Here is a 19,384-nt window from a genome sequence, read left to right as displayed (position 1 = left end):
CATCGTCGCCCGGCTAGGTCGGATTGCCCGCCTCCTCCTCACCCCGCTACGCGGGCCGCATCGTCGGCGGGCTAGGTGGCCTTGAAATCGTCGGGAGAGACGCTATCGAGGAACTCCTTGAACTTCTCCACCTCGTCCTCCCGGACGGCGGTTCCGGCCTCCTCGTCGCTCTCGTCGGGGATCAGCAGCCCGGCCTGGGCGAGTACGGCTTCCTCGACGTAGATCGGAACCCCGACGCGTAGCGCGATGGCCACCGAGTCCGACGGGCGTGCGGACACTGTGATGTTGCGGTCGAAGACCAGGTCGGCGTAGAAGGTGCCCTCCTGGAGATCGACGATCCGCACCTCTTTGAGTGAATGCCCAAGCGCGGCAATGAGATCCCTGATCAAGTCATGCGTCAGCGGGCGCGGCGGCTCGACGCCTTGCTGTTCCAGCGCGATGGCGGCCGCTTCGGACTGACCGATCCAGATTGGCAGGTACCGGTCACCGTTGGCTTCGCGCAGCAACAGCACCGGCTGGTTCTGCGGCTGCTCCACGCGAATGCCGACAACACGAACTTCACCCATCTGTGTCTGCCCTCCGCACGTGCCGCCGATGGTCTCAACCGGTGCGCCGACGTTGCTACGAGCCGCCGAACACCAAGCTGTTCAACGAAGTCTAATCCTCAGCGGTGCAGTACGTCGCGAACGGCGGACTTGATCAACGACGTGTGCAATGTGATAGCGAGCGCGGCGACCTCACGAGCCAGGTCGTCGGCGCGATCGCGGGCGCCGGTCTTGCCGGCTTTGACTAACGGCCCGGCGATCTGGGCGATCAGATCCGACTGCCTGTCGGCGGCCGACCGGAAGGCCCGCAGGTGCCGCGGCTCGACGCCGTATTCGGCCAGCGCCCGCGCGCAGTGCAGGATGACGACGGCGTGCTCGTCGAAGAAGCCGCCCGGGCCGGTGGTGATCACCCCGGCCTTGAGCAGCGCCGTGAGCAGCTCGTCGTCCACCCCCGAGCGCTCCAGCAGGTCCTCCCGGCTCAGCCGGACGCGCGGCGGAGCCACCGCCGCGGTGTCGGACCCGGCATCCGGTTTGGCGCTAGCCTCCGCGCCGCCGGCCACCGAGATCAATCGCGGTACGCCGTAAGGCGATCCGATGGGTGGCAGCTCACCGTCGGGCTGGGCGTCCAGCTGCGCCCGGATCACCTTCAGCGGCAGGTAGTGATCGCGCTGCGCGGTGAGGATGAACCGCAGCCGAGCGCAGTCGTATGCGGTGAACCTCCGGTATCCCGACGCAGCGCGCTGCGGCGTCACCAGTCCCTCAGCCTCCAGGAAACGAATCTTGGAGATTGTGACATCGGGGAAATCGGGCCTCAGCAGGTCCAGGACCGCCCCGATCGACATCCCGGCGAGCGCCGGGCTATCGGGTGCGCTCACTTACCCTCCGGATCCTCCATCGTCGTCACCTTGCTTCGGCCCGGTCAAAAACACCAAGCGGAACTTGCCGATCTGCACCTCGTCGCCGTTCGCGAGCACCGCCGAGTCGACGGGCTCGCGGTTGACGTAGGTGCCATTGAGGCTACCGACATCGACCACGTGGAAGTCGTTGTTTTCCAACCTGAATTCGGCGTGGCGACGGCTGACGGTGACGTCGTCGAGGAAGATGTCGCTGTCGGGGTGCCGGCCGGCGGACGTGATGGCCTGGTCGAGCAGGAACCGCGATCCGGCGTTCGGTCCCCGCTTGACGACCAGCAACGCCGAGCCGGCGGGCAACCCTTCGACGCCCGATACCGCGCTCTCCGTCCCCGCCTGTGCGGGAGCGTCTAGTTCGTTGAGGAAGTCGGCGCGGAAGACCGAGGTCGTCTCCACAGTGACTTCGTCAGAAGTCTGGTCGTTATCCATGTCCGTCACGCGCTGCTCCTCACTGGCCGCTGTGGCGTTGTCCGCCCGGGCCGCTCGGCCGGGTTTCCGCTAGATTCCTTCGCCCCGTACTGCTGAATGCCTGCTGGTGTCTTACAAGTGTTCGTTGTGTCGACCGTACCGCGCACTGGTCCGCAATGTGCCCACCACCGGGGGATCAAATGCCCTAATGCCGGGCTCTGGTACCCCCACTGCCACCTTGGACCAGGTGTGCCGCCCGCGTCGCCGAGCGGGGCTGGCAGGCACATTAGCAATCGTCATTCGGTCAGTGTTCCGCGGTAGGCTTCGGCGTCAAGTAGCGCCGAGATCGCCGACTCGAGCTCGGCGGCGTCCGACGCCTGGACATCCAGCAGCCAGCCCGCCCCGTAGGGGTCGGAATTGACCAGCTGCGGGCTGCCGTCCAGATCCCCGTTGACCGCCGACACCGTGCCCGAGACCGGCGCGAACAGATCCGACACCGATTTGGTCGACTCCACCTCGCCGAAGGATTCGCCCGCCGTCACTTCGCTGCCCACGTCGGGCAGCTGAACGAAAACGACATCGCCCAGCGCCGACTGCGCGAAGTCGGTGATCCCGACGCGCACGGTGTCCTCACCGCTTCGTCGAACCCACTCGTGTTCGGCGGTGTAGTGCAGGTCGGAGGGGATATCGCTCACGGGGTGATCCTGTTCTGGTCGGGGGTGATCGGGCTGGCTCACTTGACGGGCTGAGCGTATTGGTGCGGTTTTGGTTGCCGCAAGGTGGTCACGTCGAGCCGGTCGGCCTGCTGCACCGACATCCGCGCCCCGACGCGCTTGACGCTGTCCTCCGCGCCGCCGGGGATGTTCATGGCCGCGGCCAGCGTGGGCGGATCGCCAATGGCCAGAATCGAATACGGCGGCGACAGCGTCTTGCCGTCGATGGTCAGCGAGCCCGGCGTGCCCACCACCCAGGTGTCGACACCGGCCCGCACCGACTGGTGGGCATCGTTGATCTCGATGGCCTCGGCGCCGGCGGCGCGCAACTCGTTGATCACGTCGAGCATGGCCTCCGGCGATACCCCCGGCCCGGGGTCCTCGATCGTGATGGTGACGCCGGGCCCGGTGGCTCCCACGGCGCCGACCAGGATGGACAGCGCGGCCAGCCGCGCCTGGGCGCTCTGAATGGCGGCCTGGTCGGTGTTACCGGAGGCCTGCAGCGAATTCAGGGTGTTCTGAAGCTCGTTCACTTCGGTGTTCAGCGTGGCTTCGCGCTGGCGCAACGAGTCCAGCAGCACCAGCAGGTCGGCGGGGCGGGCCGTGTCCAGCGAGTCGCCCGACTTGGTCTGGCGGACCTGGGTGACGATGGCGATGCCCAAGACCAGGCACAGCACGGTCGCCAGCGCTCCGAAGACCAGACGGGAGCGACTCCCCTCCAGCAGCCCCGACAAGCCGGTGGGACGCACCGATCCGATCTCGGGGCGCGGAGTGTGCGCCGGCAATTCGTGGCGGCCCTTGGGCTCGGCATGGGGCTGACCGTGCCGGGTTGGCGCGTCACGACTTTCACTTTCTTGGGGGCCGCCGCGTTCGGGCGGGTCCTGGCTCACGCTGACCTCATCTCCGTCATGGCGCCGCTCCTCCTCATCGCTGGCTCTGCATCGTCGCTGGCGCGGTCACGCCCCGAACAGCCGGCGCCGCAACGCGGCGGCGTTGCCGAAGATGCGGATTCCCAACACGACGATGATGGCCGTGGACAGCTGGGTGCCGACGCCCAACTGGTCTCCCACATAGACGATCAGGGCGGCCACGAAGACGTTGAACACGAACGAGACGACGAAGACCTTGGGGTCGAAGATCCGTTCCAGGTATGCGCGCAGCCCGCCGAACACCGCGTCCAGCGCCGCCACCACCGCGATCGGCAGATAGGGCTGCACGACCTCCGGCACCGCGGGGTGAAAGACCAGACCCAGCACGATGCCGACCGCCAGCGCCGCGATACCGATCATGCGCGGCGTCCCCTTCCCGTCAGGGGGACCTGTCGCACGAGGACTTTGCTCACTAGGGCCCAATCTGTTTGGCGAACTTGACTTCCCGGACGGATCCGGCGGGCAGCGACAGACCGTCGGCGACGTTCACGGTGACGACGACGCCGTAGGAGGCCTCGAGCAGCCTGAGGCGCTGCAGGCCGGGGCTGTGGTCGAAGGTGTCTCGCATCGCGTGCGGAGGGCCGATCGCCTGGATCGTGTAGGGGCTGCTGGTGGGGTTGTTGTCGACCAGGATCGCCCCGCCGGCCTGCCGGATGGTCACGTTCGGCCCGATCCGGATGCCGCCGACCGAGACCGCCTCGGCGCCGCTCGCCCACAACGAGTTGACGACGAGCTGCAGATCGCGGTCCAGGATGATCTGCCTGCTGCCGCTGACGCGCTGCTTGGACACGTCCGAAAGGTTCGGGCTGGCACCGGGATCCGTCACGTTCACCGTCAGTCCGGGCCCGATGACCGGCTTGCTGGCCGCCGCCAGGGAGAGCGCGTCGAGATGGGCCAGCAGCCGCTGGCCCTCGGCGTTGTCGGTGAGCGCGAGTCGCTGCACGTCATCGACTCGCCTGGATAACGAGCTGCGCTGCTGGCCCAGCTTGGCGGCCGTGGCCTCCGACGAACGCACGCTTTGCACCAGCAGCTGCTGCGCGGTGCGCACGCCGGGGGCTACCGAGCGGGCCTGGGCGACCGCGGCGGCGAAGACCGTGGCGATCAGCAGCGCCGCCAGGGCCTGCCACAGCCAGCCGAACGCGCGTTGGCGCCCGCCCTGTGACGCGGCGGACTCGCCGCGTTTGGCCGCGGCCGCGGCGTAACCGGGGTCCAGATGTTCCGACAGCAGAGCGCGCAGCAGGGAAGGCACCGGGATGAGTTGCGGCCGGGCCGCCTCGTGCGCGCTGCGGCCGGCGTTGGGGTCATAGCCGCCGAGCAGGCGGTCGGCGTCAGCCACGTTCGCCCACCTCGCCCGGCACCGCCTGACCCGCAACGTGTTTCAGTTTGGGCATCCGGCGCATCACCAACACCATTTGCACCGCATACAGCACGAACGCCCACAGATATGTATACAAACCCCAACCCAAAAAGCCCCAGCCGCATGCCCGCAGCACGCGGCTCCACGTCGCGCCCCCCGTTCCGAGCAGGACCAACGGGAAGCCTGACATCAACGCGAACGTCGCGGCCTTGCCGACGTAGGTCACCGGCAGCGCCGACAGGCCGCGACTCCGGAGCAGCGGCAGCGTCGCGGCGAGCAGCCCGTCGCGCAGCAACAGCGTGATGACGAACCACCACGGCACCACCCCGTCCAGCGCCATGACGACGGGAACGGTGATCATGTAGAGGCGGTCGACGGCCGGGTCGAGCAGAACGCCCAGCCGCGACGACTGGTTGAGCGACCGGGCGATCTTGCCGTCGGCCCAGTCGGAGAACCCGCTGAACATCAGGATCGCCACCGCCCAGCCGTTGGCGTGCGCGAACAGCAGCACGTAGACGAACACCGGGATGAGCGCCAGACGCACGGCGCTCAGCGCGTTGGGCACCGTCAGCACCCGATCGGGCGGAAGCACCGGCTCCATGAGCCGTGACATTAGCCGAACGCCGACCGTGAGGCTGGCCGCACACTGGAGCTCGAGCGAGCGGCCGGCCGCACATTCGTCGGGTCGCGACCTAGCGGAACACGCCGGGGAGGCTCAGCGTGGACAGCGTGTCGTCGGCCAGCGGGTTGTCGTTGACCATGTACGTCCACGTCGACGTCGGCCGCGCCAGTTTGGACAGATCCAGCCCCGGCTCCTCTTCGAGGACGTTCGCCGTCTCGAACGTCTGCTGCGCCGCCTCGATCGCGTCGGCGGCCAGCGACGCGAACGCGTCGACCGCCAGCCGGTGGAACTCGTCGAGCGGGTTCTGCCGGCCCAACGCTCGCAGGTGGATGCTCTCGCGGATGTCCGAGAGGTACGCCAGGTGGTCGGCCCAGCCGCGGTCGAGGTGATAGAGCATGATCTGGCGACAGATCTTCTCCAGGCGTGATTCGGCCTCGTCCTTCGGCATCAGCTTTGCCAGCTCCTTGTACCGCTCCGGTGCCAGCTCGGCGAGCTCCTCGCACGCGGTTGCGGTGCGCAGCAACGTGTTTCGCCGATCGACGATGATGGCCCGCTGCTGGGCGGTCAGCTGGTTGTAGCGCCAGGTGTTGGCGTGCACGTCCAGCATCCGGCCCTCGGCAACCCGCTGCGCGTGGTCGAGCAGTCCGGCCGCCTTGGGGCTCACGATCCGGCCGTCCTCGTCGGTTTCCATCGGCAACTTGTTGTGGTCGAGATTGGCCGCGACGACGTCGTCCTCCCAACTCGAGAAGAAGACCGACGACCCCGGATCGCCCTGGCGTCCGGCGCGGCCGCGCAACTGGTTGTCGAGCCGCTCGGTGTGGTGCCGACCGGTGCCGACCACATGCAGCCCGCCCAGCTCGGCGACCCGGTCGTGGTCGGCTTCATCGGATCCGCCGAGCCGGATGTCGGTGCCCCGCCCGGCCATCTGAGTCGACACTGTGACGGTCCCGAACTCGCCGGCCTCGGCGATCACCTTGGCCTCCTCGGCGTCGTTCTTCGCGTTCAGCACCACCGCGGGCACGCCGCGGCGCACCAACCGCTCGTGCAGCTCCTCGGACTCGGCCACGTCGCGGGTGCCGACCAGAACCGGCTGCCCGGTCTCGTGCACCTCCGCGATGTGCGCGACCATCGCGTCGTTCTTGGCCGCCGCGGTGATGTAGACCCGGTCGGACTCGTCCTCGCGAATGTTGGGCTCGTTCGGCGGAATCGGTGACACACCGAGCTTGTAGAACTGACGCAGCTGCTCCCCGGCGGCCAGCGCGGTGCCGGTCATGCCGCACACCGTGGCGTAGCGGTTGATCAGCGCCTGCACGGTGATGGTGTCGAGCACCTCGCCGGTCTCGGTGGTCTCGATGCCCTCCTTGGCCTCCACGGCGGCCTGCAGGCCGTCGGGCCAGCGCTGCAGTTGCGCGATGCGGCCGCGCGAGGCGTTGATCAGGTGCACCGCGTCGTCGCGCACGATGTAGTGCACGTCGCGCTGCAGCAGCACGTGGGCGTGCAGCGCCACGTTGACCTCGGTCAGCGTGGTGCCGACATGCTCCTCGGAGTACAGATCGATGCCGCCGAGCGCCTTTTCGACCTTGCGCGCGCCCTCCTCGGTCAGGTGGACGTTGCGGTTGTCGGCGTCGGTGTCGTAATCGGTGCCCGCGTCCAATTCGCCGACCAGCTTGATGATCTCCAGCCGCGGGGTTTCTCGGTGCGTGGTGCCGGCCAGCACCAGCGGCACCAACGCCTCGTCGACGAGCACCGAGTCGGCTTCGTCGATGAGCGCCACATCGGGGTTGGGCGACACCAGGTCGTCGACATCGGTGACCAGCTGATCGCGCAGCACGTCGAAGCCGATCTCGTTGACCGAGGCGTATGTGACGTCGCAGCCGTAGGCGGCCCGGCGCTCCTCGCTCGTCGATTCCGCGGTGATCCAGCCGACCGTCAGGCCCATCGCCTCCAGCAACGGGCCCATCCACTCGGCGTCGCGGCGGGCCAGGTAGTCGTTGATGGTGACCACGTGCACGTGCCGTCCGGCCAGGGCGTAGCCCGCCGCGGCGATCGCACCGGAAAGGGTCTTGCCCTCACCGGTCGCCATCTCGATCACGTCGCCGGCCAGCATGCGCAGCGCGCCCAGCAACTGCACGTCGAATGGCCGCAGCCCGGTCGCGCGGTCGGCCGCTTCCCGGGCGATGGCGAGGAACTGCGGGATGTCGTCGGACTCCGCGAGGTCGTCGAGTTTGAGCAGGCCGGTTGCCTCGCGCAGCTTCTCGTCGCTGAGCTCGGCCGCCTTCTCGTCGTAATCCGACGATGCGGTGACGTCGGCGAGGGACCGGCTGCGGTTCTTTTCCGTGCTGGCGCCAAGCAGACGCCAGAACCGGCTGCTCAGCCGGCTGGGTTGAGTGCGGGTGGTCTTTGACACAGGTCAACGGTACGTGACCGGTCACCCGCCGCGACGGTGCGTGTTTGTGCGCGACACGCCGCGCGGTGGCGTGCAACTGCGCACCCTCGCGAGCGTTTGCTCGGCGCTACGCCAGGTTGGACCGGCGCGGATAGGCGACGGTCGGGTCGGTGAGGACGTTGACTACGGCGGGCAGGCCGCTGGCGAAGGCGCGTTCCAGCGCGGGCCGCAGCTCGGCGGGCGCGGTCACCAGCTCGCCGTGGCCACCCAGGGCGCGGGCCACCTCGTCATAGCGGGTGCCCGGTCGCAGCTCCGCCACGACCGAATAGCCGTACAGCGCCTCCATGGGGTGCTTCTCGAGGGCCCAGATCCCGTTATTGCCGATCACCGACACGACCGGGACGTTGTGCCGGACCAGGGTGTCCCACTCCATGCCGCTGAAGCCGAACGCGCCGTCGCCCTGCAACAGCACGACCTGACGGTCCGGGTGGGCCAGCTTGGCGGCCAGGGCGTAACCGGGGCCCGAACCTAGGCAGCCGAAGGGCCCGCTGTCCAGCCAACAGCCCGGCAGGTAGCTGTCGATCACCCGCCCGGCGTACGACCCGAAGTCGCCGGCGTCGATGACGACGATGGCGTCGCGGTCCAGCATCGGCGCCAGCTCGGCGTAGACGCGCATCGGGTGCAGCGGCACGCGATCGTCGACGAGCTGGGCCTTTTCGCCGTCGCGCGCCGCGGTTTCGGCCGCCCGCAGCTCGCGGATCCAGTCCTGATGGTCGGCGCCGCCCGCCTCTATCCCCGAGGCCAGCGCCGCAAGGATCGACAGGAGGTCGCCGTAGAGCTCGGCCTGCACCGGACGCGGATGGTTGCGATCGGGCTTGACCCGATCCGCCACGACGAGCTGGGTTTGCGGCCCGAACACCGCGCCGAACCCGAGCCGGAAATCCATTGGCACGCCGAGGATCAGCGCGACGTCGGCCTCCCCCAGCGCCTTGCCCCGTGCCCGCGAGAACGCCATCGGGTGGTCGGCGGGCACCGCGCCGCGGGCCATCCCGTTCATCAGCACCGGGATCTGGCGGTCCTCGGCCAGGCGCAGCAGGGCGGCCTCCCCGTGCCCCCACCAGAGGTTGGTGCCGGCCATGATCACCGGTCGGCGTGCCCCCGCCAGCAGCGCGGCCGCACGGCTCAGCGCTTCACCGTCGGGGGCCGGGCCCGGCGGCAGGTCGGCGAGGGCGCCCGGCCGCGAGTCATCGTCGGACATCGAGAACACGTAATCCATCGGGAAGTCGACGAATCCGACACCGGACGGGGCGCCGACCGCCGTTCGCAGCGCCTCGTCGACCAGCCGCCCGGCATCCGCGGCCGACTGCGCGGTCGCCGCGAAGCGAGCCAGCGGGGCGACGAACGGCACGTGGTCGATCTCCTGCAGCGAACCCATCCCCCAGCGCCCCGCGGGGGCCCGCCCGCCGAGCACCACCAGGGGCGACTGGTTTTGCTGCGCGGCCGCCATCGCGCTCATCCCGTTGGTGACGCCCGGCCCGGCGGTGAGCGCGGCCACGCCGGGTACCCGCGTCACCTTCGACCATCCCTCGGCGGCGAAGGTGGCGGTCTGCTCGTGTCGGGTGTCGATCAGCCGGATGCCCTCGTCGCGACACCCGTCATAGATGGAAAACAGATGGCCGCCCGACAACGTGAAGACGGTGTCGATGCAGCTGGCCTTGAGGCGGCGCGCGATGAGCCGGCCGGCATGGACGGTCTGGTTGGACCGAGCGTCGATGCTCATCCAGGCAGCCTATCGATAATCGCTCAGGTACCTTCGCGGGGAAGCACCCGCCTCAGAAGGAGACGTCGAAGTTGGGCCCCACGCCGTTCAAGCCGTCGATCGACTGGTCCGCGGCGTTCACTGATTCCCTGCGGTGGCTCGCCATAGCCTGGGCGATCGCCGCGGTGTGTCTCTTTCTCGTGCTTATCGCTTTCAAGTTTCTGACCCCGTGGGGCCGCCAGTTCTGGCGGATCACTCGGGGATATTTCGTCGGTCGGTCGAGCGTCAAGGTGTGGGTGTGGCTCGGCGTGCTGCTGCTGTCGGTCCTGACGTCAGTGCGCCTCAGCGTCCTGCTCAGCTACCAGGGCAACGACCTTTATACGGCGCTGCAGAAGGCGTTCCAGGGCACCGCGTCGGGAAACAACGTGGTGCGTAACTCGGGGATTCACGGGTTCTGGATGTCGCTGGGGACCTTCTGCCTGCTGGCGGCGTTGTGGGTGCTCCGGTTCGCGGTCGACGTCTATCTGACGCAGCGCTTCATCATCGCGTGGCGCATGTGGCTGACCGCGCACCTGACCGACGACTGGCTCGACGGCAGGGCCTATTACCGGGATCTGTTCATCGACAACACCATTGACAACCCCGACCAGCGCATCCAGCAGGACATCGACATCTTCACCGCCAACGCCGGCGGCACGCCGAACACCCCGTCCAACGGAACGGGAAACACCTTGCTGTTCGGGGCCGTCAACGCGGTGGCGTCGGTGATCTCCTTCGCCGCGATCCTGTGGAACCTGTCCGGAGACCTGACCCTGTTCGGCGTGACGTTGCCGCGGGCGATGTTCTGGACCGTTTTGCTCTACGTGCTGATCGCGACCGTGGTCGCTGTCTGGCTGGGCCGCCCGCTGATTTTGCTCAGCTTCAACAACGAAAGACTCAACGCCGCTTTCCGTTACGCCCTGGTGCGGTTGCGCGACGCGGCGGAGGCGGTGGGCTTTTACCGGGGCGAACGGGTCGAGCGGGCGCAGCTGTGGCGGCGCTTCACGCCGATCATCGCCAACTACCGCAAGTACGTTCGCCGCACCATCATCTTCAACGGCTGGAACTGGTCGGTGACACAGATAATCGTGCCGCTGCCCTTGGCGATTCAGGCGCCGCGGCTGTTCGCCGGCCAAATCGACTTCGGTGATGTCAGCCAGACCGCGACGGCGTTCGGCAACATTCACGACTCGCTGTCGTTCTTCCGCAACAACTACGACGCGTTCGCGGCGTTCCGGGCGGCGATCATCCGGTTGCACGGGCTCGTCGACGCCAATGACAAGGGCCGGGCGCTGCCGACGATCCTGGTCAAGCCGAGCGAAGAGGCCACCGTTGAGCTGCGCGGTGTCGAGGTGCGCACACCGGCCGGGGACCGGCTGATCGACCCGCTCGATGTGCAACTCGACGACGGTGGATCGCTGGTCATCACCGGGCGCTCGGGCGCCGGGAAGACCACGCTGCTGCGCAGCCTGGCCGAATTGTGGCCATACGCCTCGGGGACTTTGTGTCGCCCCGAGGGTGACAACGCGACGATGTTCCTGTCACAGCTTCCGTACGTGCCGCTGGGCAGCCTGCGCACCGTGGTGTGCTACCCGAACGAGCCGGGCGACATCTCCGATGACGCGCTGCGAGACGTGCTGACCAAGGTGGCCTTGGCGCCGCTGGCGGCTCGGCTCGACGAGGAGCAGGACTGGGCCAAGGTGCTGTCCCCGGGTGAGCAGCAGCGGGTGGCCTTCGCCCGCATCCTGCTCACCAAGCCGAAGGCCGTCTTCCTCGACGAGGCCACGTCGGCGCTGGACGAGGGGCTGGAGTTCGCCCTCTACCAGCTGATGCGCACGGAATTGCCCGATTGCGTCCTGGTCAGCGTCAGCCATCGCCCCACCGTCGAGCAGCACCACGCCCAACAGCTGCACTTGCTGGGCGGCGGCGAATGGCGGCTGGGTCCGGTGGAGAAGGAGCCCGCGCGAGTTTAGCGGCGCACGCACTCCGGCCACACCGCCGAGGCTGTAATTGTGCAGAGGTCTACTCGCACTCTTCCTGCGTATTTACCGCCTCGATGCCTTGCCCCGATTACGACTGCTTCCCGGCGCTGCGCGCCGCGTGCGCTCCGGCGCGGCGCCCGAAGAACGAACCCTCCCCCAGCTGCGTCCCGCTGGCGTAACCCTTGCCGTCCTGCGCGATGTTGGACGCACACGCCCCCACCGCATACAAGCCGGGGATCACGGCCCCGTCCTCGCGCAGCACCTGCCCGTCCACCGACGTGGCCAGCCCGCCAACGGTGAACCCGGCATACATCGCCTTGCCCAGCGACATGTCGAACGCGCCCCACGGCCCTTTGTCTTGCGGCGCAAGGAATTCCGGCTGCTTGTGGAAGTCGGGGTCCTCGCCGAGCGCGGCGTAGGCGTTGTAGCGGTCCAGCGTCGCGACCAGGTTGCCCGGCGGAATGCCGAGCGCGGCCTCCATCTCGGCGACGGTCTCCCACCCGTCGATCAGCGGCACCAGCGGCATCTTGGGGTGCTCCAGGTGCGCCTCGTCGACGATCAAATACGCCGCGCTGTCGGGCTGGTCCATGATGAACCCGGCGGTCCGGGAATGGTACGAATCCTCGGCGACGAACCGCTGCCCGAGCTTGTTCACGATGATTCCGGTCAGCAGGATCGACGGCGGGTACGGCGGAGCGGTGATGAAGATCTGATCCATGTGCTGGGTGGCGCCCCCGGCCGATTGCCCGATCCGGATCCCCAGTCCGTCGTCGTAGGTATTACCGAGCACGAACGGCTTCTCGCCCAGTTTCGGGGTGTACTTGGCTACCATCTCCGGATTCATCACGAACCCCCCGGCAGCGATGATGACCGACTTTGCCTTGATCGCACCGGTTTCGGAGAAACGCTTCCAATTCACGCCGGTCACCCTCGTTTCGGGGCCCGACCCTTCAACGACGAGCTGGGTGGCGCCGGTCTCGTACCGGATCTGCACGCCCAGGCTCGCGGCGCGCTTGAGGAGCAGGTCGATCACCATGCTGGCGCCGCCGGTGTCGCCGGGCACGGGCACCTTGTGACCGCGGGGTGCGGGCACGGCCTGCTCCAGGAAAGGCCACACCTTCTCGTTGCCGGTGAACATCAACCCCTCGGTGTTGGGCTGGATCACCGCCTTGCCCGGGAAGTAGCTGCGCTCGAACTGAAAGCCCAAGTCTTCCAGCCAGTTGAAATGCTCGACGCTGCCTTCGCAGTACGCGCGGATCTTGTCCCGGGTGGCTTCGTCCGGCTGCCGCGACACGGCGACCAGGTATTTGTACATCTCTTCGGGCGAGTCGGGGTGCCCCGTCTCCTGCTGGACGGCGGTGCCTCCCCCTAGGTAAAAGTGGCCTCCGGCAAGCGAAGTCGTGCCACCTGCCGCGGCGGCGCGCTCGAGCACGACCACCCGCGCGCCGGCGGCCGCCGCGCTGACGGCCGCACAACCGCCGCCGATGCCGAAGCCGATCACCACCACGTCGACGTCATCGGACCACGACGTGACGTCGTCCGTGCTTACCGTTGCCGGTATCTGGGTGCTCATTAGCGCCACTCCTCCTCATCGCTGCATCCCCCTCGCCGCTGCGTGGCTGGGGGTGCCCCTTGTGCATCGTCGCAAGCGCGGCTCACCGCTGCTCTTTTTTGATGTAGTCGTAGAACGCCCTCATCTCGTCCGGGACGTAGGCGATTTCCACGAACGGCACCGCCGCCTGCGGCGCCGACACGTAGGCGAACTGGATTCCGCCCGGCATGACCCCCTGCTGCACCACCGCGGCGCCCTGGCCGGCGGCCTTAGACAGCGCCGCGTCGAATTGTTCGGGGCTCGGCGCCTCCATGCAGATGTGGTGCAGACCGGGGCCGGACTCCCGCAGAAAGTCACTATAGATATTCTCCCCGCGGACCGGTGAGATCAGCTCCAACTGCATGTCCCCGAGATAGCTCAGGGAGATGCTCGCAATGAAATCGGCTGGCTTGCCGTGATAGCTGCAGGTGTCCGGAGCAAAGTGCACGTCGGGTATCCGCACCCACTTCCGAACGCCTAACAGGCCGGTGAGGGCCGTTTCGGTGGCGTCCAGGTCCGGGGTAACCCATGCGATCTGCGTCGGCGATTGAACGGGAAGGGTCATCGCCTCGCAGGATAGCCCAGCCCGCGGGCCGCCAGAAAGAGTGCGGAACGACTTTGCCGTAATCGGCCGCCGATGGCTGGGAAGACGCGAATGAACACGTTCTAATTGCGGCCGGTCAGTGCTGGCTCAGCACGCCCACCAGCAGCCCCAGCTGGGCGTCGAACACCGCAGCGGGATCGGTCAGAGTGTCGGCGCCGTATTGCCCGAACACCTCGAGGCTGATGGCCCCCAAAACGCCCGCCCACAGCAAGAAGCACTTGGCGATGACCCGATCGTCGCCCGGGAAGCCGAACTCCTGGCGAATGCGTTCGAAGTCCGACGACATCGGTTGCGGTGCAACGTCATCCGTCAACCGGATGTCCCCCGTGGCGATCCCGGCGGCCACGGCGTCGAACAGCGCCCCGACGACGCGGGTGCCGGCCGCGACCGTGCGCTCCGCCGGCGCTGTATACCCGGGAACCGGGCTGCCGTACAGCAGAGCCCAGCGGGCCGGGTGGGCGACGGCCCACCGCCGGGTGGCTCGCGCGATGGCGATGACGTCGTCGCTCCACAGGTCGCCGACGGTCTCTCGGGCCCGTTCCACGGCGTCGGCCAGCTCGGAATACGCGTCGACCAGCAGCAGGGTCAGCAGCTCGTCGCGGCTGGACACGTACCGGTACACGGCCGAGGACACCATGCCGAGGTCGCGGGCTATCGCGCGCACCGACAGTCCGGCGGCGCCGCGATCCACCAGCTGGCGGCGACCGAGTTCGACGATGCGCGCCTCGATCTGCGCCCGCGACTCCTCGCGTTTGCCCACGCGGCCAGTCTGACACAACCGAGATCACCGCTCTTGCTTTTCGGTGGGGGCTGTGGCAGCGTGTCCACTAACGAGAGCACCGCTCTCGATCTCCGCAGAGAGGACGGACCATGACCACGCGCTACGAGGATCCGAACCGGGCGGCCCGGGCCGCCAACACCGTGATTCGTTGGCTCGCCGACCTGGGCATCAGCATCGCCGGCACCCGTGCGCTGCGCGTCCGCGGCCGCACCAGCGGAAAACGGCGCGCGGTGGTGGTCAACCTGCTCACCGTCGACGGCACCGACTACCTCGTCTCGCCGCGCGGCAACACCCAGTGGGCGCGCAACGTCAGGGCCGCCGGCGTCGTCGAGGTCGGCTCGCGCTGGCGCCCGAAACGCGCCCGGGTCAGCGAGGTCGACGATGCGGCCAAGCCGGAACTGTTGAGGCGCTACCTGGCGAGGTGGTATTGGCAGGTCAAGGGCTATGTCGCCGGGTTGACGCCGGACTCCACCGACGAGCAGCTGCTTGCCGCGGCGCCGTCGATCCCAGTGTTCGCGCTCACCCCGTCGCGCTGAGCGGCATCACCGCGGGTTGGTCGCCCCGCCGAGGTCTTGGCGCACCTGATCGGAGGCGGCGCGCCACGACACCGCCGCGGGAAGGTCCCCCCAGACGCTGTTGAAGATCCCGACGATCTGCGCGGGGCCGCCACCTGCCAGGTACACCGGCCCACCGGAATCGCCGCGCTGGCTCTGCACGCCGTGCGACATGGTGAACCACCCGTTGTTGACGCTCTCCACCGTCCCGCAGGTCTCGCCGGTGACCACGCCGAAATGACAGACCGCTTGCCCCGGCGCAAGCGCCGCAGACGGGTTCGATTCCAGCCGCCGGCCACTCGGCATGACGTCGCTCGCGGTGACGCCGTCGTCCAGCACGATGGCCTCGTAGTCGGCGATCACCTGGTCGGTGGCCACCGTCGTGCCGCTGGGCGTGTTGTCGCGGAACGTCGCCATCCGGCCGATGACATCGTGTTCCTTGTCGAAGACCGGCCCCCCGCCCCGGCAGTGCCCCGCCGTGAACGCGATCTTGAGGACCGGATCGACGTAGCCCAGCGTGCAGACCCGAGTGTCCTGGTGGATTTCCATGCCAGGGAACACCAATGGCCCATCGGCCCTGGCGGTGATGGGCGGCATCCAGGACGCGAGTGCCGCGACGGAAGCCGACGCGATGATTGGGCGAATCGCCAGGCGGCGCACCATAAGCTCCCATCCGTCCGGGGAAAATACCGATCCGCGGGTTGAGGTGGCGTAACCCTTGCCCCACTTTGACTTTTATCGCCCCCGCCCGGCTCGACGTTACCTCGCCGTGACCATCGGCACCGCGTCACCGGTGTGGCCGGCCATGCGTGGCGCCCAGCCCGGCGGACCGAAGACGTAGCCCAGCCGATCGCGCAGGCGGCTCGCCGAGCGCCAGTCGCGGGCGATGGCGACGTATTCGCGCGTCTGCAGATTCCAGATGTTGAACGTGTCGACGCGCTTGGTCAGGCCGTAATGCGGGCGGAACAGCTCCGGCTGGAAGGTGCCGAACAGCCGGTCCCAGACGATGAGGATCCCGCCGTAGTTCTTGTCGAGGTACACCTTGTCCATCCCGTGGTGCACGCGGTGGTGCGACGGGGTGTTGAACACGAACTCGAACGGCCGCGGCAGCCTGTCGATGCGTTCGGTGTGGATCCAGAACTGGTAGATCAGGTTCAGCGAGAAGCTGAAGAACACCATCCACGGGGGAATCCCCAACAGCGGCAACGGCATCCACATCAGGATCTCACCGCTGTTGTTCCACTTCTGGCGCAGCGCGGTGGCAAAGTTGTAGTACTCGCTGGAGTGATGGGCCTGATGCGTCGCCCAGATCAGCCGCACCCGGTGCGCGATGCGGTGGTAGGCGTAGTACAGCAGGTCGACGCCGAGGATCGCGGTGACCCAGGTGTACCACCGCGTTGGCGACAGGTGCCACGGCGCCAGGTAGGCGTAAATCCCGGCATAGCCGAACAGAGCCAGCGTCTTCCAGCCGGCCGTGGTGGCCACCGAGACGAGGCCCATCCAAATGCTTGCCATCGAATCCCGGGTGAAGTGCGCGCCGGACGGCGGCCGCGCCCCATCCGTGGCGCCCGCCTCGATGCGTTCCAGCTTGCGGGCCGCGGTCCATTCGAGGATCAACAGCAGCAGGAAAAACGGGATGGCGAACAGCACGGGGTCCCGCATCGGCGGAGGCAGCGCGGACAAAAACCCGCTGACGGCGTTCACACCGATAGATTACGACCATCGGCGCCTGCCATCAGGCCCATGCGCAAAGCCGGTATCGGTGAGGTGTTGAGCGCGTGACCGCCGTGGTGGTGATCGGTTCCGGGTTTGCCGGGCTCTGGGCGGCGCTCGGCGCCTCCCGCCGGCTCGACGAGCTCGCCGTGCCGGCGGGCACGGTCGATATCACCGTGCTGAGCGCCAAACCGTTTCACGACATCCGCGTCCGCAACTACGAGGCCGATTTGAGCGCCTGCCGCATCTCACTCGCCGACCTGCTCGACCCCGTCGGGGTGGCGCATGTGACCGCCGAGGTGACAGCGATCGACCCCGGCGCGCGCATCGTCACCGCATCGGGCGGCGCGACATACCGCTACGACCGGCTGGTGCTGGCGTCGGGCAGTCGCGTGCTGAAACCCGCCATACCGGGCCTGCGGGAGTTCGGTTTGGACGTCGACACCTACGACGGCGCCCTCGCGCTGCGGGACCACCTGCAAAAGCTTGCCGACGATCCGCCGACCCTGGCGGCGGCCACCGTCGTCGTGGTGGGCGCCGGGCTCACCGGAATCGAGGCCGCCTGCGAGCTGCCAAACAGACTGCGCGCCTTGTTCTCCCGCACGAGTGTCACCCCCCGGGTGATTCTGGTCGACCGCAGCCCCCACGTCGGCTCCGACATGGGCGCCTCCGCTCGACCGGTGATCGAAGAGGCGTTGCGGGACAACGGGATTGAGGTCAGGACCGCCGTAGGCGTCGCAGCGGTCAGCGAGCGCGGTGTGTCGCTGTCCACGGGTGAGCGACTGGACGCGCCGACGCTGGTCTGGTGCGCCGGCATGCGTGCCAGCCCGCTGACCGAGCAGCTGCCGGTGCGGTGCGACCGGCTGGGCCGGGTAGAGGTGGACGACTACCTGCGGGTGGTGGGGCTCGATTCGGTATTCGCCGCGGGCGACGTCGCCGCCGCGCGGATGGACGATGAGCATCTATCGGTGATGTCGTGTCAGCACGGGCGGCCGATGGGGCGCTACGCCGGCTACAACGTCATCAGCGACCTGTTCGACGAGCCGATGCTGTCCCTTCGAATCCCTTGGTACGTCACGGTTCTCGATCTCGGACCGGCCGGAGCGGTCTACACCGAAGGGTGGGATAGGGCGGTTGTTTCCAGGGGCGCGCAGGCCAAGGCGACCAAGAGCATCATCAATACCCGGCGGATCTATCCGCCACTGACCGGCAGCCCCGCCGACCTGATGGCCGCCGCGGCCCCGGAGCTGCAGCCGCGCCCGTGACGGCGATTCAGTCCTGCCGCACCTGGTCGCCCGCATACCACTGCACCGCGCGGACCCCAGGCTGCAGCGATAATTCGGCCACCAGCCGCTCGAGCCGGGCCGGTGTGTTGCCGCTCATCAGCACGTTTGCGGTGAGGGTGATCTCGTCGTCGGTGGCCCGCCCGGTGTGAATGCCGCGCAGGGTGATGTCGTTGCCGCCGGCGTGCTGCACGATATGGGCGCGCGCGTACTTTTCGGATTTGGGGCGGCAGACCACCTGCACAAGGTACGGACGCAGGTCTTCGTCTTCCTCGGCGGCATTGTCACGGTCGATCAGCCGACCCAGTGGCCGCCCGAACACGTGGATGCCGATGACCGTGGCGGTGGCGATCAATGTGAACACCAGGTGGCCCGACGCCGCCAGCACGCCTATTGCCGCCGAGCACCACAGGGTGGCGGCGGTGTTGAGGCCGCGGACGTTGACCCCCTCGCGCAGGATCACCCCTCCGCCGAGAAACCCGATCCCCGACACCACATACGACGCCACCCGGGTGGGGCTGCTGTCCTCGGTGGCAACGGCGTACAGCACGAAGAGGGTCGCGCCGGCGGCCACCAGCGCGTTGGTCCGCAGGCCGGCCCTACGTGCGCGCCATTGCCGCTCCAGTCCGATCAGCGCGCCGCACCCCACCCCGACGGCGAGCCGGAGCGCGAAATCGGCGACGGTCAGCGTTGGCATGACCCGGCCTCCTTCCCCACCCTCGGCGCCGGTCGGCGGCAGCTAACCACCCCTAGGTGAACGGGAGGTTGACCGAAGCGAAACCGGTTGCCTGGCGGCCACACCCGCGAAACCAGGCCGTGGCGGTGGGGCCAAGTGACCCGGTGGCCCCGCTCCCCCTACGCCTTGGAGAGCTGATGGGGGCAATAGAATTTCGCCGCGATCATGGCGAAATTCGACGCGTTCTCCATATCCATCCCGGGATTGTGGGTCTTGACGTCGTGGACCAGCTCCAGGCCCGATTCGCCGTTGTTCAGGCAGGTGCACACGGCCTTGCCGGACGCGACGGCCGCATCCGGACTCGAGTAGGCGATGCCCACCTGGTGCAGGGCGGCAAGGAAGCCGGCGTCGTCACCTTGCGGCGCAGGTGGCGGGTCCGCGTACGCCGGGGCGGCGAAGCCAATCGCCGCGGCGACGCCCACCAGCCCAAATAGCAGCCTCATACCTACCCCTCTCCCGATTCCGCTGAGC

The 19,384-nt window shown here is 68.1% G+C and carries 20 protein-coding genes; 3 read left to right on the top strand and 17 right to left on the bottom strand.

Features of this window, described 5'->3' with window-relative positions; translation table 11 throughout:
• Nucleotides 1-71 precede the first annotated feature (71 nt).
• The 10 genes from A5764_RS23925 to A5764_RS23880 form a co-directional block, all read right to left on the bottom strand.
• Nucleotides 72-566 (bottom strand): bifunctional nuclease family protein, encoded by a 495-nt coding sequence (locus A5764_RS23925; RefSeq protein WP_067118262.1) that lies wholly within the window; start codon nt 564-566, stop codon nt 72-74.
• Nucleotides 567-664: 98 nt separating this feature from the next.
• On the bottom strand, nt 665-1,420 hold the full coding sequence (locus tag A5764_RS23920; protein ID WP_067118258.1) for a MerR family transcriptional regulator: 756 nt from the start codon (nt 1,418-1,420) through the stop codon (nt 665-667).
• Nucleotides 1,421-1,885, bottom strand: a complete 465-nt coding sequence (gene garA / locus A5764_RS23915; RefSeq protein ID WP_369807364.1) for a glycogen accumulation regulator GarA — start codon at nt 1,883-1,885, stop codon at nt 1,421-1,423.
• A gap of 275 nt (nt 1,886-2,160) precedes the next feature.
• Complete coding sequence (gene gcvH / locus A5764_RS23910) at nt 2,161-2,559, bottom strand: glycine cleavage system protein GcvH (protein WP_067118252.1); 399 nt, start codon at nt 2,557-2,559, stop codon at nt 2,161-2,163.
• 38 nt (nt 2,560-2,597) lie between these two features.
• Nucleotides 2,598-3,467 (bottom strand): DUF881 domain-containing protein, encoded by an 870-nt coding sequence (locus A5764_RS23905; protein WP_067118249.1) that lies wholly within the window; start codon nt 3,465-3,467, stop codon nt 2,598-2,600.
• Between the two features lie 66 nt (nt 3,468-3,533).
• The gene (locus A5764_RS23900; RefSeq protein ID WP_067118246.1) at nt 3,534-3,866 is read right to left on the bottom strand and encodes a small basic family protein; all 333 of its coding nucleotides are present in this window, start codon (nt 3,864-3,866) and stop codon (nt 3,534-3,536) included.
• A gap of 52 nt (nt 3,867-3,918) precedes the next feature.
• The gene (locus A5764_RS23895; RefSeq protein ID WP_067118244.1) at nt 3,919-4,842 is read right to left on the bottom strand and encodes a DUF881 domain-containing protein; all 924 of its coding nucleotides are present in this window, start codon (nt 4,840-4,842) and stop codon (nt 3,919-3,921) included.
• A complete protein-coding gene (locus tag A5764_RS23890; protein WP_067118241.1) occupies nt 4,835-5,464 on the bottom strand; it encodes a CDP-alcohol phosphatidyltransferase family protein in 630 nt (209 codons plus the stop codon). Before A5764_RS23890 ends, A5764_RS23895 begins: the two co-directional genes overlap by 8 nt.
• A gap of 91 nt (nt 5,465-5,555) precedes the next feature.
• Nucleotides 5,556-7,892 (bottom strand): accessory Sec system translocase SecA2, encoded by a 2,337-nt coding sequence (gene secA2 / locus A5764_RS23885; RefSeq protein WP_067118238.1) that lies wholly within the window; start codon nt 7,890-7,892, stop codon nt 5,556-5,558.
• 106 nt (nt 7,893-7,998) lie between these two features.
• Nucleotides 7,999-9,651, bottom strand: a complete 1,653-nt coding sequence (locus tag A5764_RS23880; protein ID WP_067118235.1) for an acetolactate synthase — start codon at nt 9,649-9,651, stop codon at nt 7,999-8,001.
• 71 nt (nt 9,652-9,722) lie between these two features.
• Between A5764_RS23880 and A5764_RS23875 the strand changes: the two genes are divergently transcribed.
• Nucleotides 9,723-11,642 carry an ABC transporter ATP-binding protein/permease gene (locus A5764_RS23875; protein ID WP_067118232.1) on the top strand — a complete coding sequence of 640 codons (1,920 nt, stop codon included), beginning with the start codon at nt 9,723-9,725 and terminating at the stop codon, nt 11,640-11,642.
• 97 nt (nt 11,643-11,739) lie between these two features.
• Here the strand turns inward: A5764_RS23875 and A5764_RS23870 are convergent, their stop codons facing one another.
• The 3 genes from A5764_RS23870 to A5764_RS23860 form a co-directional block, all read right to left on the bottom strand.
• Entirely contained in the window at nt 11,740-13,224 is a 1,485-nt protein-coding gene (locus A5764_RS23870) for an FAD-binding protein (RefSeq protein ID WP_067118229.1), read from the bottom strand.
• An 82-nt stretch (nt 13,225-13,306) separates the two neighbouring features.
• Nucleotides 13,307-13,807: a VOC family protein gene (locus tag A5764_RS23865; RefSeq protein WP_067118226.1), complete on the bottom strand. Its 501-nt coding sequence runs from the start codon at nt 13,805-13,807 to the stop codon at nt 13,307-13,309.
• Nucleotides 13,808-13,922: 115 nt separating this feature from the next.
• Nucleotides 13,923-14,606 (bottom strand): TetR/AcrR family transcriptional regulator, encoded by a 684-nt coding sequence (locus A5764_RS23860; protein ID WP_197501703.1) that lies wholly within the window; start codon nt 14,604-14,606, stop codon nt 13,923-13,925.
• Nucleotides 14,607-14,716: 110 nt separating this feature from the next.
• Between A5764_RS23860 and A5764_RS23855 the strand changes: the two genes are divergently transcribed.
• On the top strand, nt 14,717-15,163 hold the full coding sequence (locus A5764_RS23855) for a nitroreductase/quinone reductase family protein (RefSeq protein ID WP_067118220.1): 447 nt from the start codon (nt 14,717-14,719) through the stop codon (nt 15,161-15,163).
• Nucleotides 15,164-15,169: 6 nt separating this feature from the next.
• Here the strand turns inward: A5764_RS23855 and A5764_RS23850 are convergent, their stop codons facing one another.
• Both A5764_RS23850 and A5764_RS23845 read right to left on the bottom strand, forming a co-directional pair.
• Nucleotides 15,170-15,844 carry a hypothetical protein gene (locus A5764_RS23850; RefSeq protein ID WP_067118217.1) on the bottom strand — a complete coding sequence of 225 codons (675 nt, stop codon included), beginning with the start codon at nt 15,842-15,844 and terminating at the stop codon, nt 15,170-15,172.
• 96 nt (nt 15,845-15,940) lie between these two features.
• The gene (locus A5764_RS23845) at nt 15,941-16,885 is read right to left on the bottom strand and encodes a sterol desaturase family protein (protein WP_067118214.1); all 945 of its coding nucleotides are present in this window, start codon (nt 16,883-16,885) and stop codon (nt 15,941-15,943) included.
• 74 nt (nt 16,886-16,959) lie between these two features.
• Between A5764_RS23845 and A5764_RS23840 the strand changes: the two genes are divergently transcribed.
• Nucleotides 16,960-18,159, top strand: a complete 1,200-nt coding sequence (locus A5764_RS23840; protein ID WP_067118210.1) for an NAD(P)/FAD-dependent oxidoreductase — start codon at nt 16,960-16,962, stop codon at nt 18,157-18,159.
• A gap of 7 nt (nt 18,160-18,166) precedes the next feature.
• Here A5764_RS23840 and A5764_RS23835 read toward each other — a convergent pair whose 3' ends face one another.
• Nucleotides 18,167-18,874 (bottom strand): MgtC/SapB family protein, encoded by a 708-nt coding sequence (locus A5764_RS23835; RefSeq protein ID WP_067118207.1) that lies wholly within the window; start codon nt 18,872-18,874, stop codon nt 18,167-18,169.
• Between the two features lie 158 nt (nt 18,875-19,032).
• Entirely contained in the window at nt 19,033-19,356 is a 324-nt protein-coding gene (locus A5764_RS23830; RefSeq protein ID WP_067118204.1) for a DUF732 domain-containing protein, read from the bottom strand.
• Nucleotides 19,357-19,384: the final 28 nt, after the last annotated feature.

The sequence above is a fragment of the Mycobacterium sp. 852002-51057_SCH5723018 genome, from assembly GCF_001667035.1.
In the GTDB taxonomy this organism is placed as follows: domain Bacteria; phylum Actinomycetota; class Actinomycetes; order Mycobacteriales; family Mycobacteriaceae; genus Mycobacterium.
The sequence above is the reverse complement of the archived record's forward strand: the minus strand, read 5'-3'. Positions and strand labels throughout refer to the sequence as shown.

Bases quoted from the DNA above. Each gene is read 5' to 3' on its own strand.
- A5764_RS23925 (WP_067118262.1), bottom strand. From the start codon at position 566: ATGGGTGAAGTTCGTGTTGTCGGCATTCGCGTGGAGCAGCCGCAGAAC.
- garA (WP_369807364.1), bottom strand. From the start codon at position 1,885: ATGGATAACGACCAGACTTCTGACGAAGTCACTGTGGAGACGACCTCG.
- A5764_RS23900 (WP_067118246.1), bottom strand. From the start codon at position 3,866: ATGATCGGTATCGCGGCGCTGGCGGTCGGCATCGTGCTGGGTCTGGTC.
- A5764_RS23890 (WP_067118241.1), bottom strand. From the start codon at position 5,464: ATGGAGCCGGTGCTTCCGCCCGATCGGGTGCTGACGGTGCCCAACGCG.
- A5764_RS23880 (WP_067118235.1), bottom strand. From the start codon at position 9,651: ATGAGCATCGACGCTCGGTCCAACCAGACCGTCCATGCCGGCCGGCTC.
- A5764_RS23870 (WP_067118229.1), bottom strand. From the start codon at position 13,224: ATGAGCACCCAGATACCGGCAACGGTAAGCACGGACGACGTCACGTCG.
- A5764_RS23865 (WP_067118226.1), bottom strand. From the start codon at position 13,807: ATGACCCTTCCCGTTCAATCGCCGACGCAGATCGCATGGGTTACCCCG.
- A5764_RS23855 (WP_067118220.1), top strand. From the start codon at position 14,717: ATGACCACGCGCTACGAGGATCCGAACCGGGCGGCCCGGGCCGCCAAC.
- A5764_RS23850 (WP_067118217.1), bottom strand. From the start codon at position 15,844: ATGGTGCGCCGCCTGGCGATTCGCCCAATCATCGCGTCGGCTTCCGTC.
- A5764_RS23835 (WP_067118207.1), bottom strand. From the start codon at position 18,874: ATGCCAACGCTGACCGTCGCCGATTTCGCGCTCCGGCTCGCCGTCGGG.
- A5764_RS23830 (WP_067118204.1), bottom strand. From the start codon at position 19,356: ATGAGGCTGCTATTTGGGCTGGTGGGCGTCGCCGCGGCGATTGGCTTC.